Here is a 15,871-nt window from a genome sequence, read left to right as displayed (position 1 = left end):
TCTGATCGATTTTTCAGATCAACGCAAGCGTCCCAAACGCAGCCGCGCAGCCAGCAATGTGCGGTGTCGGCATCCATCCGCGGGTGCCACCGGTATGCGGATCACGTTCGCCGTCGCTTTGAAAAACAAGGGGATGAGAGCAGGCGTTCAGATTTGCCGCCAGGTTGGTATGCCCATCAGGACGTCAAGCCTGCACGATGATGGGAAAGCGTGCCCGCAGTCCGTCGGCCTCGGGCATGAAGGGAACGGTGAGCGCGGCACGGTCTGGCTCGTTCAGGCGCCGCCAGAGAAAGTCGCGTTCGTTGCCCGGATCGCCCGCCACATACAGTTGGGTGGTCAGCAGTTCCTGGCGGCCTAGCCGCACCTTGACGTGGATGTGTGGTGTGCGCCCGCTGTACGGCACCGGCCTGAGGGTGCGAAAGCGGTAGCCACCGTCGCGCCCCACGGTCACGCGGCCAAAACCCTGGAACGCCGGATCGGCACGGCCGCCATCGCCGGGATGGTGGTAATGGCCCGCGTGGTCGCACTGCCAGATCTCCACCGCCGCGCCCGCCACAGGACGGCCTGCCGTGTCCAGCACCGTGCCTTCAACCCAGGCCGGCTGGCCGTGCTGGTAGTTCGAGTGGCCGTTGTGCAGCAGGTCAAAGTCGCTGTCGGCGGGCAGGGCCACAGGGTAAAACGGCCCTTCGGTCTGGCTGGGTGTCGGCTGCAGTTGACGCGCCTGCGCCCAGGCGGAACTGAGCCAGGGGGGTGCGGCGCTGGCCGCGAGGACGGTGGCGCCGGTGGTGAGCAGCATGCGGCGGGTGGAACTGGACATGGGCGGTCTCCTTGGAAAGCCAAACCGTAAATCTAACCGCCCAAGCCTAATCTCGCCGAGCCGGACATTCAAGCCCATGGCACCATCGGTTCTATCACTCTTCAACCCGATCACCAGGAGACACACCATGAAACTTCGACTTCTCCCGCTCAGATTCGCCCTGGTCTCCGCTTGCCTGGCCGCGTTAGCGGCGACGGCCCAGACGCTGCCACTACCGGCCAACCTGATCAGCCTGGGCGATGAAGCGGGCGGCCAGCTGCTGGTGCAGAGTTCGGCGCGACAAGCTTACTGGCCTCTGAGCATCCAGTTTGTGACGCAGAAAAACCAGGCCTACTGCGGCGTGGCGAGCATGGTGATGGTGCTCAATGCGCTGGCCGTCCGCGCGCCGGTCACACCGGGCATCGAACCCTTTAAAACCTTCACGCAGGACAATGTCCTGAACGAGGATACGGAGCGGATCCTGCCCCAGGCGCTGCTGATGAAACAGGGCATGACGCTGGATCAATTGGGCCAGTTGCTTGAGTCGCATGGCGTCAGAACCCAGGTTTTTCACGTCGATGAGAGAAGTCTTGACCATTTTCGAGCCATGGCCGCGAATGCACTGGGCACGCCCAACCAGCATGTGGTCGTGAACTACCTGCGTCGCGCCTTGGGTCAGGAGCTGGGTGGACACATCTCGCCTCTGGCCGCGTTTGACGCGAAGAGCGATCGTTTCCTCGTGCTCGACGTGTCGCGCTACAAATATCCACCGGTCTGGGTGAAGACCGCCGATCTGTACGCTGCGATGAACACGTCCGATGCCGACAACCAGAACCGCCGCCGTGGTTTTGTTCTGGTGCAGGTGGAGCCGTAAGGGCAGGGCGTCAGCGCAGCGTCGGGATGGGTTTGAGCGGCGTGCCAAAGCGCTCGCGCAGCGGCTTGTGGTCCAGCGGTGGGAATTCGATCAGTTTTTCGGGCACCTGGCGCTCCGGAATGTGATCGAGCAGGTGGCGGATCAGCGTGAGCCGGCCGCGCCGCTGGTCGTTGAAATCCACCAGGGTCCAGGGTGACTTGGCCGTATGGGTGGCTTTCAGCATCGCATCGCGCGCGCGGCCGTAGTCGGCGTATTTTTCGCGCGCCTGCAAGTCGATGGGGCTGAGCTTCCAGCGCTTGAGCGGGTCGGCCAGACGCTCCGTGAAACGCTCTTCCTGCTGCGCCTGGTCCACCGTCAGCCAGTACTTGAAGAGCAGGATGCCATCGTCGATCAGCATCTGCTCGAACACCGGCGCCTGTTTTAGAAAAACCTTGGCCTCGCCTTCGGAGCAGAAGCCCATCACACGCTCGACGCCGGCGCGGTTGTACCAGCTGCGGTCAAAGAGCACGATCTCGCCCGCCGCCGGCAGCTGCGGCACGTAGCGCTGAAAATACCATTGCGTCTGCTCGCGCTCGCTCGGCTTGGCCAGTGCCACCGTGCGGCATAGCCGCGGGTTCAAGGTCTCGGCGATGGCGGTGATGACGCCGCCTTTGCCGGCGGTATCGCGCCCCTCGATCACCACCACCAGGCGTTTACCGGTGTGCTGCAACCAGCGCGCCACATCGTTGAGCTCCAGCTGCAAGGGCTCAAGTCGGTTGTAGTACTCGTCCTTGCTCAGCTTGTCGTTCTTGCCGTTTTTTGACTTTTTCATTGGCGCATCGTAACGGAGGCATTCACATATGCCACAAAGCCCTGCATGAACTGCTGCAGTTGCGCCCGGATTTTTTCGTCCACCAACACACCTTTGTCGTCGAACACAGCCGCTGCATGCGCCACCATCAAGCGGCCGCCGAACCAGGGCCGCGTACCGAGGGTGCGTAGCACCGGCAGCCAGGAATTTTGGGCCAGTGTGGTGCCGAAGCCGCCGGGCGATGCGCCGATGACGGCGACCGGGCGATTGCCAAAAACGCGCGCAATGTCGGCCGGTGGTCGCGACAGCCAGTCCACCGCGTTCTTGAACACGCCTGGCATGGCATTGTTGTACTCCGGCGAAACCAGCAGCAACCCGTCGCCAGCCGCGATCTGGTCCTTCAGTGCTGTTACCGTGGCCGGAATGCCTTCGTTGGCCTCCACATCGCCGTCGTACAGGGGGATGCCTTTGATGCTCGCGATGTCCAGGCTGGCGTCATTCGGCATGAGCTGTGCAGCCGCACGCAGCAGCGACGCATTGAATGATCCGGCGCGCAAACTGCCCGCGAGGCCGATGATTTTCGTCATAGTGTTCTCCTCGTCTTGATCTCGGCCCACAGGCCCAGTTCGAATGCCGACACGCGATGACGCGTGCGCCGAATCAGCGTTTCTTGGACGAACTGGTAGCGGCACTGGTCGCATGGTTTGTCGCCGCAGCGAAATTTGACTCAACGACTTCCGCGGCCTTCTTGGCCGAATTCTGGGCTGTCTCGATGACGCTCTTGCTGGCGGTCACCGCGCTCCTGAACGCGGCAACAGCGGTCTCAGTTCCTGCCGGTGCGTTTTTCAAGAAGTTTTCCATGGCGTCCGCAAACCAGTTTTTCGAAGCCGGTAAATGCCTGGTTTGTCAGACCCTCCAGGGTTTGGAAATTCGACTGGCTGGCGGCGAGGAATTGTTCGGGAGTGCAATTCATATCAATCATCCTAAATGGATCAAATGCCGATCAGCGATTGCTGGTCAGGACGTATGGCATTGCAGCGCATTGCGTTTTCGCAATAAGCGCCGCATGAATGCGAGCCTGAGCGAAGGCTCAGGGACGGATGGCGATCTCGTTCTTGACCGACTTCACGCCGCTCACGCCGCGCGCAAGGCTCTCGGCGGTGTTCTTCTCGGTGGCGTTCTTGGCGAAGCCTGACAGCATGACAGTGCCATTGAGCGTCTCGACCCGGATGCTGCTCGCATCTACGTCTTTGTTTTCGACGAAGCGCGCCTTGACACGGGTGGTGATCGTGGTGTCGTCAACGTAGGCGCCTACGGTTTCCTGGCCGCGCGTTACAGCGCAGCCGGACGCGGTGAGCAAAGCGGCCGCAGCAACGGCGGCCGCGAGGGTGGTACGAATGATCATGTTGAACCTCCAGTTTTAGTAGATGTGTGCTTGCTTCCTATCAGGTGGCGATAGGCATGACCACCTAAAAATATAATAGTGCGAAGTGTTTCGGTTGACAAGTCAGTCCGTCAAGTTCAGGATGGTTTCCCCGGCTTACTCTTGCATTCACGAGCCGGGGTCTCCCGCCATGTTTTGATGGCGGTGGACCGCAGGATTTACCACTCGTCAAACGGTGCCCAAAGGAGAAGAAAATGCTTGAAACCATTGCCATCATTCTGGTTGTCCTCTGGCTGCTGGGGTTTGTCACCTCGTACACCATGGGCGGATTCATCCACATCCTCCTGGTTGTCGCCGTCGTGGTGATCTTGATTCGCGTCATTCAAGGACGGCGTTTGTAGCGACCTCCATGACCGCAATGGGCTTGCCTCCGTCCCGGAGCGCTTGCCCTGACAGCGTAATGTTTTCACTATTTCATCCAATAGTTGGCTACCATTAAAATGCGCGAATAGCCTGGAGCAGCGCGTCGTTGGTTGGTGGGCGCATAACAAGGATGACAATATGGACAACCGGGCCCGTATACGCAGGGCGCAGTCGTGCGCCAGCGGGGCGCTAGAGGCTGCACGTGAATTTCACGCTGCAGTAATGCAGCCAGACATGGCACTGGTTATTTTTTTCTGCTCCAGTGCCTACAACCTGGAGATACTCGCCGCGGAAATGAAGCGTTTGTTTGCCGGCGTCCAGGTTGTGGGTTGCACCACGGCCGGCGAAATCGGCCCCTCCGGGTATCGGAATTTCAGCCTGACCGGGGCGAGCTTTCCGGCCAGCGACTTTAATGCCGTGAGCGGGCTGCTTGACCACTTGCAGCAATTCGCGATGACCTCGGTTCAGGCTTTCGTTCAGGAACTGTTGCAAAGGCAGGAAAGCCACGCGCCGCAAACCGATACAGATAACAGCTTTGCATTGCTGTTGATTGATGGTTTGTCGGTCCGCGAAGAGCCGGTCACGCGTGCCTTGCAAAGCGCGCTGGGCAGGCTTCCCCTGATCGGGGGCTCGGCGGGGGACGGTGTGCTTTTTGGTCGTACCCATGTCTATTTCGAGGGGCGATTCCACACCGATAGCGCCGTCTTGCTGCTGGTTACCACCCGCTTGCCGTTCAAGCTCTTCATGACGCAGCATTTTGTCGCCACCGATGAGCGGCTGGTCGTTACCGAGGCCGATACCGATCTTCGTGTTGTCAAGGAAATCAATGGCCTGCCGGCGGCGCAGGAGTATGCGCGGATACTGGGCATCGACGCGAGCGATCTCGACCCACTGCGTTTTGCCGCCTGGCCGGTGGTGGTCATGATCGACGGTACGAACTTCGTGCGCTCCATCCAGAAAGTTAATGGGGATGGCAGCCTGACTTTTTTTTGCGCCATCGAGAACGGCTTGGTGTTGCGGGTGGCGAAGGGCGTGGATTTGCTGGATGACCTGGAGCGAACGTTTACGCAGATCCGCGCGGAAATCGGTCCGCCGCAATTTGTGCTCGGCTGCGATTGCGTCTTGCGCAAACTGGAAATTTCCCAAGGCCCGCTAAAAAATAGAGTGGATGAGCTCCTTCAGCACAACAATACCGTGGGGTTCAATACTTACGGCGAACAGTTTCATGGTGTGCATGTCAATCAGACGTTCGTTGGCATTGCGATCGGTATCGATCCGATGGAGACTCAACGTGTCTGAGCGGGGCTGGCCGGATGCCAGCCCGGATCCGCGGGCCTTGCAGGGCGAAATCGTCCGGCTCAACAAGATCATCCGGGCGCTCATGGACCGTGCTGAGCGCAGCGCCAGTGTGCAGAGCTCCGACTTTGGTCTGTTCCAGACCGCCGTCATGCTGGAAGAACAGGTACGCAGCCGGACCGAAAAACTGGAGACCGCCCTGCGCGAGAACGAGAAAATTACGCGCGCCCTGCGCGAATCGGAAGCCAGGTTCCACGAGCTGGTGAGCCAGTCCCTGGTTGGCATCGTCATCATGGAGGAGGGTGTGTTCAGCTACTCCAATGCCAAATTCGACGAAATGTTCGGTTACAGCGCGGATGATGTTCGGAGCTTGGGGATTCTCGACATCGTCGCCAAGAATGATCGCCCACTCGTTGCAGAAAGCGTGCGCAAGCGCCTCAGCGGCGAGGTCACGAGGGTTGATTATGTATTTCGTGGTCTGCGCAAAAATGGGGTTGAGTTCGACGTTGAGGTCCATACCAATGCCATGGAAATCGGCGGCAAGCTGGCGTTGATCAGCCTGCTCATGGATGTGACCGAGCGCACCCGTGCCGAGCGCGAAGTGCAGGCCTTGCATGACGAGTTGCGCGAACAGTCAACGCATGATGCGCTGACCGGCCTGTACAACCGCCGCTACCTTGAGGAAACCTTGGGCCGGGAGTTGATCGTAGCCGGGCGTCATGGTTATCCCGTCAGCGTGATCATGGGCGACCTGGACCATTTCAAGGCGGTCAATGACTGCTACGGACACCTGGGTGGAGACGAGGTATTGCGGGTCTTCGGCGGGCTGTTGAAGCGGCACGCGCGCGCCAGCGATATCTACTGCCGCTACGGTGGTGAGGAGTTTCTGCTGGTCCTTCCGCAAATGGCGCAGGACAGCGCGATGGCGCGGGCCGAGCAGTTGCGCAGTGCGATGGCGGCTGCGCCAATTCCTTATGGCGCAGAGATGATCGCGGTGACCGCCTCCTTTGGCGTTGCGACGTTTCCGCGCGATGGCCGAACAGGCGACGAACTGATTGCCGCCGCTGACCGTGCGCTGTACGCGGCCAAGGCGGCCGGGCGCAATTGCGTCGAGGTCAGGAAAGATTAAACAGGCTGGTGGCTTCGAGGTCCAGCACCTCGGTGCCCCGGGCGTTGAAAAGTTGCCAGCGCCAGCGCAATATTCCCAGGTGGGGCTGCTCGCGCGCGCAACGCGTCTCAAGCACCGTCGCGCACAGCGACAAGCGGTCGCCCGGTCGCACCGGGTGCGGCCATTTCACATAGGCCAGGCCGGGTGAGGCAAACGACTCCGAGCCGTGCAGCGCCGCGTCGGCCACCAGGCGCATGGCCATGGCGCAGGTGTGCCAGCCGCTGGCGATCAGGCCGCCGAAGTGGCCCTGCGCGGCCGCTGTGGGGTCGGTGTGAAACCACTGCGGGTCGTAGGCGGTGGCGAACTGGATGATCTCGGCCTCGCTGACCTCGACAGGCCCGGCCTGGATGACCTGGCCCGTGTGGAACTCGGCAAACTTCATGAGCAGTTGACGCTTGGCGTGAGGCTTTGCCACACATGCTGGCGCAACCACGGACTCACGCGATAACGCTCGCCGCGGTAGTGGGCATCCAGTGCATCCAGCAGGCCGATGACCGCGCCGGCATTCCAGTCCGCCAGCCACTCGAACGGTCCGGCCGGATAGTTCACCCCCAGCTTCATCGCGGCATTGGCGCCCTCGGCCGTGCAGACGCCTTGGTGCACCGCGTCGGCGGCTTCGTTGATCAGCATGGCGAGGGTGCGCGCCACCACCAGCCCGGGCACATCGGCGATGCGCTGTGGCTTGAAGCCCAGCGCGACGAGCCAATGCGCGGCGGTGGCCGTCCAGGCCTCGCTGGCGCGCAGCGAAGGCGCCCAGGCCAGCGTGAGGTCCTGGCCGGCCTGCAGCGGCAGGTCAAACACAGCGACCTCGGCACCGAGCTGGGAGGCGGTCCGGCCGTCGCTCAGGCGCAGCTGCGCGCCGTCCACTTCCAGCCCGAGCCAGTCGCTGGCCGGCACGCATTGAACGGTCTGGCCGGCTGTTTCCAGCACCGCAACAAAACGGTCCGCCAGCGGCCCTTGACCATGCACGCGCAGCAGTTCGGCGCTGGGCATTGGCATGGACTCGGCGGCGGCCATCGCTACTGCTGTTGCCGCCGCCGCCGCCGCCGCCGCCGCGCCGTCCGCATAGTCGTAAAAGCCGCGGCCCGATTTGCGGCCTAGCAGTCCGCCATCGACCAGCTCGCGCTGCACCAGCGAGGGGGCAAAACGTTTGTCAAAAAAGTTGGCCTCATAGACCGATTGGGTCACCGAAAAATTGGTGTCATGGCCGATCAGGTCCATCAGTTCGCACGGACCCATGCGAAAGCCCGCGGCGCGCAGGCAGGCATCGAGCACGGCGGGCGTGGCGGCCTGCTCTTGCAGCAAGGCCAGCGTCTCAGCGTAATAGGGGCGGGCGATGCGGTTCACGATGAAGCCGGGCGTCGAGCGCGCATGTACCGGCACCTTGCCCCACACCTTGGACAAATCAAAGATCGCCGTCGCCACCGCCGGCTCGGTCTGCAGGCCCGACACCACCTCAACCAGCTTCATCAAGGGCACCGGGTTGAAGAAATGCATGCCGACCAGCCGGCCAGGATGCTGCAGGCCATTGGCAATGGCGGTGACCGAGATCGACGAGGTGTTGGTGGCGAGCACGCAGTCGGCGGCCACAATGGTTTCGAGCTGTTGGAACAGCCCGCGTTTGACATCGAGCTTCTCGACGATGGCTTCCACCACCAATCGCACAGACGCTGCCGCGTCGAGCGCGTTGATCGCCTGGATGCGCGACAGGATCTGCGTGACATCTTCAGCACTGAGCTTGCCCTTGGCCGCCAGCGCCTCCAGCGTCTTGGCCAGCTTGGCCCTAGCCTCCGCAGCCGCGCCTTCGCGGGCGTCAAACAGCATCACGGCGTGGCCCGCCTGCGCTGCCACCTGCGCGATGCCGACGCCCATGATGCCGGCGCCGACCACCAGCAAGGGGGCGCTGTTCAGGGTATTGCTCATGCTTGCGGAATCCAGGGGGCAGGGCGCTTGTCCAGGAAGGCGGTAAAGCCCTCGCGCGCTTCCTCGGTGCCGCGCACGCGGCTGATGGTCTGGGCTGTCAGCTCCCGCACCTCCGGCGTGATCGGGCCGACTTCGAGTAGCGCAAAAAGTTGCTTGATCTCGCGTTGGGCATTGGGGCCGCCCGCCAGCAGTTCGGTCACGGCGGAATCCACCGCCGCATCGAGCGCATCGGCGACGACCACCTGATGCACCAAGCCGATGGCGATAGCCTCGGTGGCCGTGATGCGTGTGGTGGCAAGCGCCAGACGCCGGGCCTGGCGCTTGCCGACCGCGTTGACCACATAGGGCCCGATCACCGCCGGCAAGATGCCAAATTTGGCTTCGCTTACCGAGAACGAGGCGCTCCCGGTGGCGATGGCGATGTCGCAGGCGCAGACCAGGCCGACACCGCCCCCGAGCGCGGCACCCTGGATGCGCGCCACCGTGGGTTTGGGGCAATTCTCGATGCGCGCCAGCATGCCGGCAAAGCGACGTGCGTCCTGCAGATTCCACTCCTGCGAGGCCGTGCTGGCGCGCTGCATCCATTGCAGGTCGGCGCCCGCGCTGAAGTGCTTGCCATCCCCGGCCAGCACGATCACGCGCACGCTGTTGTCGTCAGCCAGTTGGGTGAAGACGGTGTCCAGTTCGGCGATCATCGCCTCGTCGAAAGCGTTGAACACCGCCGGGCGCGACATCGTGACCTGCGTCACGCCGGCAGCGCGGCGCGACACGGTCAGGGTTTGAAAGTCGCTCATCAATAGGTCTCCAGATGCAGCCGGCCTTCGGTCTTGAGCGCCGCACCGACGGTGTCCCAGGACAGGCCGGCTTGCTGCGCCACGTCACGCAGCGCCAGCACCACGCCTTCTTCCATGCTCTTGAGTCCGCAGACATAGAAGTAAGTGTTCGGGTCGTTCAGCAAGGGCCCGAGGTCGGCGGCACGCTCGCGCATCACGTCCTGCACATAGCGCTTGGGCTGGCCTGGTGTGCGCGAGAAGGCAAAGTTGATGTCGATGAAATCCTTGGGCAGGTTTTGCAGCGGCCCGAAGTAGGGCAGTTCTTCCTTGGTGCGTGCGCCGAAGAACAGCATCAGCTTGCCGCCCTCGAACTTGCCGGACTGGCGCAAGCGCCGCCGCCATTCGGTCATGCCGCGCATCGGCGCGCTGCCGGTGCCGGTGCAGATCATCACGATGTTGGAGCGCGGGTGGTTCGGCATCAGGAAGCTGGCGCCGAACGGGCCGATCACCTGCACCTTGTCGCCCACCTGCAGGTCGCACATGTAGTTCGAGGCGACGCCGCGCACCGGCTGGCCCTGGTGGTCTTCCAGCACGCGCTTGATGGTGAGAGACAGGTTGTTGTAGCCCGGGCGTTCGCCGTTGCGTGGGCTGGCAATCGAATATTGACGCACATGGTGCGGTTTGCCATTGGCGTCGACGCCGGGCGGAATGATGCCAATCGATTGGCCTTCGAGCAGCGGGAACGGCATGGCGCCAAAGTCCAGCACGATGTGGTGGGTGTCGTAGTCGTGGCCCACCGCCGTGACGCGCACATTGCCGCCGACGGTGGCGGTGACCGATTTTCCGGCGGCCTTGGGACCATAGAGATTGGTGTAGGCGTGCGCGGCCGACCAAGGCGGCAGCGTGGCGCCGTACTGGGCGCTGTTGAACGTGGCCTCAAGGCTGACGGCCGCCGGCAACACCGGCGCTACTGGCATCTCCACAGGTGGCGCATCGGCCGCTATACCTTCGGCCGCCAACTCCTCAGCCGTCAACTCGGGCGGCAGCTCATCCCAGCTCAATTGCGCTGTCAGGCTGTAGGCCTTGATGCGTGGCATGGTGCGCCAGTTGTCAATCGAGCCGGTCGGGCAGGGGGCGATACAGGCCATGCAGAAATTGCATTTTTCGGCATCGACCACGTAATTGCGTGAGTCATGGGTGATCGCAGCCACCGGGCAAATGGCTTCGCAGGTATTGCATCGGATGCATATCTCGGGGTCAATCAAGTGCTGCTTGATGGCGGCTTCTGTCATGGTCATGCCTCTCTGTTTTCTGGATCACTTGTGTATTTTGCGTCGTTCGTGTGAGTTACTTCGTTCGCTGCGTTGGTGTGGGATCAGGCGGCTGGGGTGCACTGCTTCGTTCGTGTCCCCCGGCCTTCGGCCTCCTCCTTGACCTCACTGCGCAGTACACCCCAGTCACCTGATCCTGCGTCGCGTTCGGGCCGGCCTGCAAGCAATACCGTTCGCAGCAGGGGGAGTGGGGTACATGCCATAGCGAAGTCAAGGAGGAGCCCGAAGGGCGGGGGACATGAGCGGCGGCATGTGCCCCACTCCCCCTGCGGGCTCAGTGAGGCAACTCACGTTAAACAGGATCAGTTAAACCGCACATATTCAAAGTCAGCTGACTGACGGTTGATGCCCAGCATCGGCGGCGCGATCCAGTTGGCAAACTTGCCGGGATCCACCACGCGGCCCATCAGGCTGCCGACAAAAGCGCGGTCCGTCTCGCTGGGCAGCCAGTTGTCCACATTGGCTTTCCACTCGGCCTCGTTCAGCACACGGCCGTCCGGCGACACCTTGACTTGCGCCAGCGCGCCGATATTGCGGTGAAAGGCCTTGTGCGGCACCTTCAATTTGAACGGGATGCCGGCTTTTTCGATCACCTTGTTCCAGCGCTCGACGCCGCCGATGGAGTCCTTGATGTAGTCGTCGCGCAGCACTTCGTTCAGCGCGTTGAGCATCGGCACTTCCTTCTCGACCAGTTGGCCGCCTTGCACATTGAGCACCTTGTAGGTGCTGCCCTTCAGGATGTGGTCGTCCATGCGTTTGCCTTCCTCGTAGCGACCCTTCAGGCCGGTGCTATAGAAGGTGGCGGCGTTGCTGGACTCGTCCGCGCCGAACAGGTCGATCGTCACGCTGAAGTGGAAATTCAGGTAACGCTGCAGCGTCGGCAGGTCGATCACGCCGGCCGCGCGCAGCTTGCCCACGTCGTCGGTCTTCATTTCGTTCATGGCTTGGCAGGTGCGCTGGATGATGCGCGAGATGCCGGACTCACCCACGAACATGTGGTGCGCTTCTTCGGTCAGCATGAACTTGGTGGTGCGCGCCAGTGGGTCGAAACTGCTCTCCGCCAGGGCACACAGCTGAAACTTGCCGTCGCGGTCGGTGAAGTAGGTGAACATGAAAAAGCTCAGCCAGTCCGGCGTTTCTTCATTGAAGGCCTGCAGGATGCGCGGGTTGTCTTCCTGGCCGCTGCGGCGCTCCAGCAGCGCTTCGCCTTCTTCACGGCCATCGCGGCCAAAGTATTTGTGCAGCAGGTAGACCATGGCCCACAGATGGCGTCCTTCCTCGACGTTCACCTGGAACAGGTTGCGCAGATCGTACTGGCTGGGCGCGGTCAGGCCCAGGTGGCGCTGTTGCTCGACCGACGCGGGTTCGGTGTCGCCCTGCGTGACGATGATGCGGCGCAGGTTGGCGCGGTATTCGCCGGGAATGTCCTGCCAGGCGTCTTCACCCTTGTGATCGCCAAAGTGAATCTTGCGGTCTTTCTCGGCCGGGTTCAGGAAAATGCCCCAGCGGTAATCGGGCATCTTCACATGGCCGAACTGCGCCCAGCCCTGCGGATCGACGCTGACGGCGGTGCGCAGGTAGACATCGAAGTTCTGCGAATCGTCCGGACCCATGTCGCCCCACCATTTCAGGTAGTTGGGTTGCCACTGCTCCAGCGCGCGCTGCAGGGTGCGGTCTTCGCTCAAGTTAACGTTGTTGGGAATCTTGTCGCTGTAGGTGATTGAACTCATGCTTATCTCCAGTGGATATTTGCTAGAAAAATAATAGCTGCTTACGCAATGAACACGGGGGCTAGACCCGATTCCAGTCAAAAACTGATTTCTCGCCCTTGCCATAGACCTTGAGCGCACCCTTTTCGCCGACGGCGTTGGGGCGCTGGAAAATCCAGTTCTGCCAGGCAGTGAGCCGGCCGAAGACGCGGGTGAACATGTTTTCCGGGCCGTTGAAGCGCAGGTTGGCTTCCATGCCAGTCAGCGCGTCGGGCGACATCGAGACGCGTTCTTCCACCGCGATGCGCACTTCGTCGGCCCAGTCGATGTCGTCGGGGTTGGAGGTCACCAGGCCGAGCGCGAAGGCGGCGTCGGCGTCCAGTGCCTGGCCGACTTTGGCGCGCACGGCATCCAGCGCCGGCTGTTCGTCATAAAAGCGGCGGCCCAGGCGGCTCTGGCCGGTGATCATCGGGTACAGGCCGAAATTGGTCTCGGCCACCGTGATGCGGGGCGTGCGCACTTCATCATCGGGCAAGGCCAGGTGGTAGCTGCGGTCGCAGGCCAGGGCCAGTTCCAGCAAGGTGCCGGCAAAACACGAATTCGGCTCGATCAGGGCAAACAGGCTGCGTGAGGACACGTCCAGGCGGCTCAGCGTACGGCGCAGCAGGCCGATGGTTTCGCGCACCAGCCAGTGGCCCTGGTTCGCCAGCAGCGTGGCGTCCATCGCCAGCACGGCAGTCGCGTCGCCTTCGGTCTTGATCAACCAGGTGCCGATGTCGGTTTCGTTGGTGCGCATCTGCAGGATGGCATCTTCCAGTTCGCGTGCCATGGCCAATGGGTACCAGGCGGCGCCAGCGGCTGTGATGCCGGCGATGTCCGTGGGTTGCTTGCCTGTGGGCGCCTTGACGGTGAAAGTGGCGGTGCGCTTGGCGCGGTCGATTTCGACCGTGACATGGGAGTAACGCAGGGCGTCGGCCTCTAACGTGCGCTCCAACGGGCTCAGGCTCACGCCTTTGGCTTCGGCGGGGCGGTCGCTTTGGGCGGCCAGTGCCAGCGCGCGCTCTTGTACCTTCTGGGCAAACACCGCCGGCTTGGCGATCGCATCCACCAGGCGCCAGGCCACGGCCTTGTCGCCGCGCACCCCTTCGACGCTGGTGCAGAACAGGTCGGCCAGATCGTGGCGCACATGGCGCTTGTCGGTGATGCGGGTCAGGCCGCCGGTGCCGGGCAGCACGCCCAGCAAAGGCACTTCCGGCAAGCTCACCGCGCTGGAGCGGTCGTCCACCAAGATGATCTCGTCGCAGGCCAGCGCCAGCTCGTAGCCGCCGCCGGCGCAAGCGCCATTCACGGCGGCGAGGAACTTCAGGCCGCTGTGGGTGGAAGAGTCTTCCAGGCCGTTGCGCGTTTCGTTGGTGAATTTGCAGAAATTCACCTTCCAGGCGTGGCTGCTGACGCCAAGCATGAAGATGTTGGCGCCGGAGCAGAACACTTTCTCCTTGGCGCTGGTCATCACCACGGTGCGCACTTCGGGGTGTTCGAAGCGGATGCGGCTGATGGCGTCGTTCAGCTCGATGTCGACGCCGAGGTCGTAGCTGTTGAGCTTGAGCTTGTAGCCGGGGCGCAGGCCGGCGTTTTCATCAAAATCCGCCTTGAGCGTGGCGACAGGGCCATTGAACTCAAGTTTCCAGTGTTTGTACTGGGACGGGGTGGTTTGGTATTCGACACGGCTGGGATTGCTCACGGGTTGCTCTCCTTAATATGAAGCACAAAAATGCATTAATCAATGCCACTGCACGCATGATAGTGCATATATTGAGATGTGACAATGCATTTTTATGCATCTTTCGAAAATTAATTCACGCCGGCAGCTGCAATACTTTTCTGACGATCTCCCGCAAAGCCAAAAAAGTGGGCTCCAGCGGCTGCGCGCTGGTGTCGAGTTTGAATTGAGCCTTGGAATAAAAAGCCGCGCGGCCTGTAAGGATGCCTTTGAGGTCTTCCATGGCCTCCTTACTGGCCGCCATCGGTCGCAGGTCGCCCTGCGCAGCAACGCGTTTCATGTGGTCTTCCGGGTCGGCCTGCAGCCAGACGGTGGTGCAGTGGGCCAGCAGCTGGTTGAAGGTGGCCGCATCCGACACCAGGCCGCCGGGGGTGGCGATCACCGCCTCCGGGTAGATCTGGATCGCTTCTTCCAGCGCGCGCCGCTCGTAGCGGCGATAGGCGTTGACGCCGTAGAGCGCCTGGATTTCGGACACGCTGCAACCGGCAAATTTTTCAATTTCACGGCTCAGTTCCACAAAGGGAAAGCCCAGGTCATCGGCCAGCATCTGGCCCAGCGTTGACTTGCCGGCGCCGCGCAAGCCAATCAGCGCGATGCGCGGGCTCAAGCCCGCATTGCCGCCGCCCGTGCCCAGCATTTCGCCGATCGCGATCCGCACCCGTTGCAGCGTGGCATCGTCGCGCTGCTCCAGCAATTCGCGGATCAGCAGCCACTCGGGCGACAGGGTGGTCACGTCGCCAATCAGTTCACCCAGCGAGCACTGCAGGGCGCCCGCCACTTGCAGCAGCACCAGAATGGAGGCGTTGCCCACACCGTATTCCAGGTTCGCCAAATGCCGCTCGGACACATCGGCCGCTATCGCGACCGCCTTGCGCGTCATGCCGCGGCGCGCACGCAGGGCGCGTACGCGATCGCCCAGCGCCGCCAGGAAAGGGTTTTTTTCCTCTCCCTCCACGCCTTCGGCGGGGCCGGTTGACGCCTTGGTGAGGTCCAGGTCGGTGGTGGTCAGACTAGGTGCTAACCCGGATAACTGCAATATAGTGCTTGACATGATGTAGGGGAAACTTTATGGTTCGTGCCTGCACAATAATTCATCTTGTTGAAATGTGCAAGCTGAATCGTAACCACGGAGACGAACCATGTCACCCACCCAATTTCGCGAACAAATCGCAGAACTTAGCGCCCAGCTGGCCGGGCGCCCCCTGGATGCCGCGCTGGATACCTGGCTGAATGCCGAACACGGCGTCGGCACAGTCACTTATGAGTGCCTGAAACAAAGCTGCGAAGCCGGTGTCGCCGAGGGCTGGTTGTGCGACCGCGAAGGCGGCGGCGTCCGCTACGGGCGCATCTTTAAGCCCGCGCCGGACCTGGGCGGCTTCTCGGTCGACGTGGTCGATATGAAAGACATTGCCGGCCCGCACCATGCGCACCCGACCGGCGAGATCGACCTGATCATGCCGATCGACGACGGCGCCCGGTTTGACGGCCGCGCCGCTGGCTGGCTGGTCTACCCGCCCGGCAGCGCCCACCCGCCTACCGTCACCGGCGGTCGCGCGCTTGTGCTTTATCTGCTGCCCGAAGGCCGCATTGACTTCACCCGCTGAAATCTACGAAACCAGACCGA

General features: G+C 62.2%; 17 protein-coding genes. 5 read left to right on the top strand and 12 right to left on the bottom strand.

All coding sequences use genetic code 11. From position 1 onward, the window contains the following. Nucleotides 1-184: 184 nt before the first annotated feature. Nucleotides 185-817: a protocatechuate 3,4-dioxygenase gene (locus C5P05_RS22105; RefSeq protein ID WP_232834620.1), complete on the bottom strand. Its 633-nt coding sequence runs from the start codon at nucleotides 815-817 to the stop codon at nucleotides 185-187. Between the two features lie 127 nt (nucleotides 818-944). Here C5P05_RS22105 and C5P05_RS22100 point away from each other — a divergent pair, with 127 nt between their 5' ends. Beyond that, nucleotides 945-1,670: a phytochelatin synthase family protein gene (locus C5P05_RS22100; RefSeq protein ID WP_198674821.1), complete on the top strand. Its 726-nt coding sequence runs from the start codon at nucleotides 945-947 to the stop codon at nucleotides 1,668-1,670. Nucleotides 1,671-1,680: 10 nt separating this feature from the next. On the opposite strand, the gene ppk2 is transcribed toward C5P05_RS22100, so the two are convergent. The 4 genes from ppk2 to C5P05_RS22080 all read right to left on the bottom strand — a co-directional run bounded on the left by ppk2 (nucleotide 1,681) and on the right by C5P05_RS22080 (nucleotide 3,865). After that, nucleotides 1,681-2,481 (bottom strand): polyphosphate kinase 2, encoded by an 801-nt coding sequence (gene ppk2 / locus C5P05_RS22095; RefSeq protein ID WP_114972011.1) that lies wholly within the window; start codon nucleotides 2,479-2,481, stop codon nucleotides 1,681-1,683. Beyond that, nucleotides 2,478-3,047 carry an NADPH-dependent FMN reductase gene (locus C5P05_RS22090; RefSeq protein ID WP_114972010.1) on the bottom strand — a complete coding sequence of 190 codons (570 nt, stop codon included), beginning with the start codon at nucleotides 3,045-3,047 and terminating at the stop codon, nucleotides 2,478-2,480. Before C5P05_RS22090 ends, ppk2 begins: the two co-directional genes overlap by 4 nt. A 73-nt stretch (nucleotides 3,048-3,120) precedes the next feature. After that, on the bottom strand, nucleotides 3,121-3,309 hold the full coding sequence (locus tag C5P05_RS35320) for a hypothetical protein (RefSeq protein WP_420130767.1): 189 nt from the start codon (nucleotides 3,307-3,309) through the stop codon (nucleotides 3,121-3,123). A 241-nt stretch (nucleotides 3,310-3,550) separates the two neighbouring features. After that, nucleotides 3,551-3,865 carry a BON domain-containing protein gene (locus C5P05_RS22080; protein ID WP_114972009.1) on the bottom strand — a complete coding sequence of 105 codons (315 nt, stop codon included), beginning with the start codon at nucleotides 3,863-3,865 and terminating at the stop codon, nucleotides 3,551-3,553. Between the two features lie 233 nt (nucleotides 3,866-4,098). On the opposite strand from C5P05_RS22080, the gene C5P05_RS22075 reads away from it, so the two are divergent. The 3 genes from C5P05_RS22075 to C5P05_RS22065 all read left to right on the top strand — a co-directional run bounded on the left by C5P05_RS22075 (nucleotide 4,099) and on the right by C5P05_RS22065 (nucleotide 6,692). Then, a complete protein-coding gene (locus C5P05_RS22075) occupies nucleotides 4,099-4,245 on the top strand; it encodes a lmo0937 family membrane protein (protein ID WP_114972008.1) in 147 nt (48 codons plus the stop codon). 160 nt (nucleotides 4,246-4,405) lie between these two features. Beyond that, the gene (gene nosP / locus C5P05_RS22070; RefSeq protein WP_114972007.1) at nucleotides 4,406-5,566 is read left to right on the top strand and encodes a nitric oxide-sensing protein NosP; all 1,161 of its coding nucleotides are present in this window, start codon (nucleotides 4,406-4,408) and stop codon (nucleotides 5,564-5,566) included. Beyond that, nucleotides 5,559-6,692, top strand: a complete 1,134-nt coding sequence (locus C5P05_RS22065; RefSeq protein WP_198674820.1) for a sensor domain-containing diguanylate cyclase — start codon at nucleotides 5,559-5,561, stop codon at nucleotides 6,690-6,692. The genes nosP and C5P05_RS22065 overlap by 8 nt, the downstream gene beginning before the upstream one ends. Here C5P05_RS22065 and C5P05_RS22060 read toward each other — a convergent pair. The 7 genes from C5P05_RS22060 to C5P05_RS22030 all read right to left on the bottom strand — a co-directional run bounded on the left by C5P05_RS22060 (nucleotide 6,679) and on the right by C5P05_RS22030 (nucleotide 15,298). Continuing rightward, nucleotides 6,679-7,113, bottom strand: coding sequence for a MaoC family dehydratase (locus C5P05_RS22060; RefSeq protein WP_114972005.1), 435 nt, complete (start codon nucleotides 7,111-7,113; stop codon nucleotides 6,679-6,681). The genes C5P05_RS22065 and C5P05_RS22060 overlap by 14 nt on opposite strands. Next, nucleotides 7,110-8,654: a 3-hydroxyacyl-CoA dehydrogenase gene (locus tag C5P05_RS22055; RefSeq protein WP_114972004.1), complete on the bottom strand. Its 1,545-nt coding sequence runs from the start codon at nucleotides 8,652-8,654 to the stop codon at nucleotides 7,110-7,112. Before C5P05_RS22055 ends, C5P05_RS22060 begins: the two co-directional genes overlap by 4 nt. Further along, nucleotides 8,651-9,448, bottom strand: a complete 798-nt coding sequence (locus C5P05_RS22050) for an enoyl-CoA hydratase-related protein (RefSeq protein WP_114972003.1) — start codon at nucleotides 9,446-9,448, stop codon at nucleotides 8,651-8,653. Before C5P05_RS22050 ends, C5P05_RS22055 begins: the two co-directional genes overlap by 4 nt. Beyond that, a complete protein-coding gene (gene boxA / locus C5P05_RS22045) occupies nucleotides 9,448-10,725 on the bottom strand; it encodes a benzoyl-CoA 2,3-epoxidase subunit BoxA (RefSeq protein ID WP_114972002.1) in 1,278 nt (425 codons plus the stop codon). The genes C5P05_RS22050 and boxA overlap by 1 nt, the downstream gene beginning before the upstream one ends. A gap of 335 nt (nucleotides 10,726-11,060) precedes the next feature. Continuing rightward, nucleotides 11,061-12,488, bottom strand: a complete 1,428-nt coding sequence (boxB, locus tag C5P05_RS22040) for a benzoyl-CoA 2,3-epoxidase subunit BoxB (RefSeq protein ID WP_114972001.1) — start codon at nucleotides 12,486-12,488, stop codon at nucleotides 11,061-11,063. Between the two features lie 61 nt (nucleotides 12,489-12,549). Next, nucleotides 12,550-14,208, bottom strand: coding sequence for a 2,3-epoxybenzoyl-CoA dihydrolase (gene boxC / locus C5P05_RS22035; RefSeq protein WP_114972000.1), 1,659 nt, complete (start codon nucleotides 14,206-14,208; stop codon nucleotides 12,550-12,552). 115 nt (nucleotides 14,209-14,323) lie between these two features. After that, nucleotides 14,324-15,298 (bottom strand): helix-turn-helix transcriptional regulator, encoded by a 975-nt coding sequence (locus C5P05_RS22030; protein WP_114971999.1) that lies wholly within the window; start codon nucleotides 15,296-15,298, stop codon nucleotides 14,324-14,326. A gap of 88 nt (nucleotides 15,299-15,386) precedes the next feature. Here C5P05_RS22030 and C5P05_RS22025 point away from each other — a divergent pair, with 88 nt between their 5' ends. Beyond that, nucleotides 15,387-15,851: a DUF4863 family protein gene (locus C5P05_RS22025; protein WP_114971998.1), complete on the top strand. Its 465-nt coding sequence runs from the start codon at nucleotides 15,387-15,389 to the stop codon at nucleotides 15,849-15,851. Nucleotides 15,852-15,871: the final 20 nt, after the last annotated feature.

This window comes from Rhodoferax ferrireducens (genome assembly GCF_003347515.1).
In the GTDB taxonomy this organism is placed as follows: Bacteria; Pseudomonadota; Gammaproteobacteria; order Burkholderiales; family Burkholderiaceae_C; genus Rhodoferax.
The sequence above is the reverse complement of the archived record's forward strand: the minus strand, read 5'-3'. Positions and strand labels throughout refer to the sequence as shown.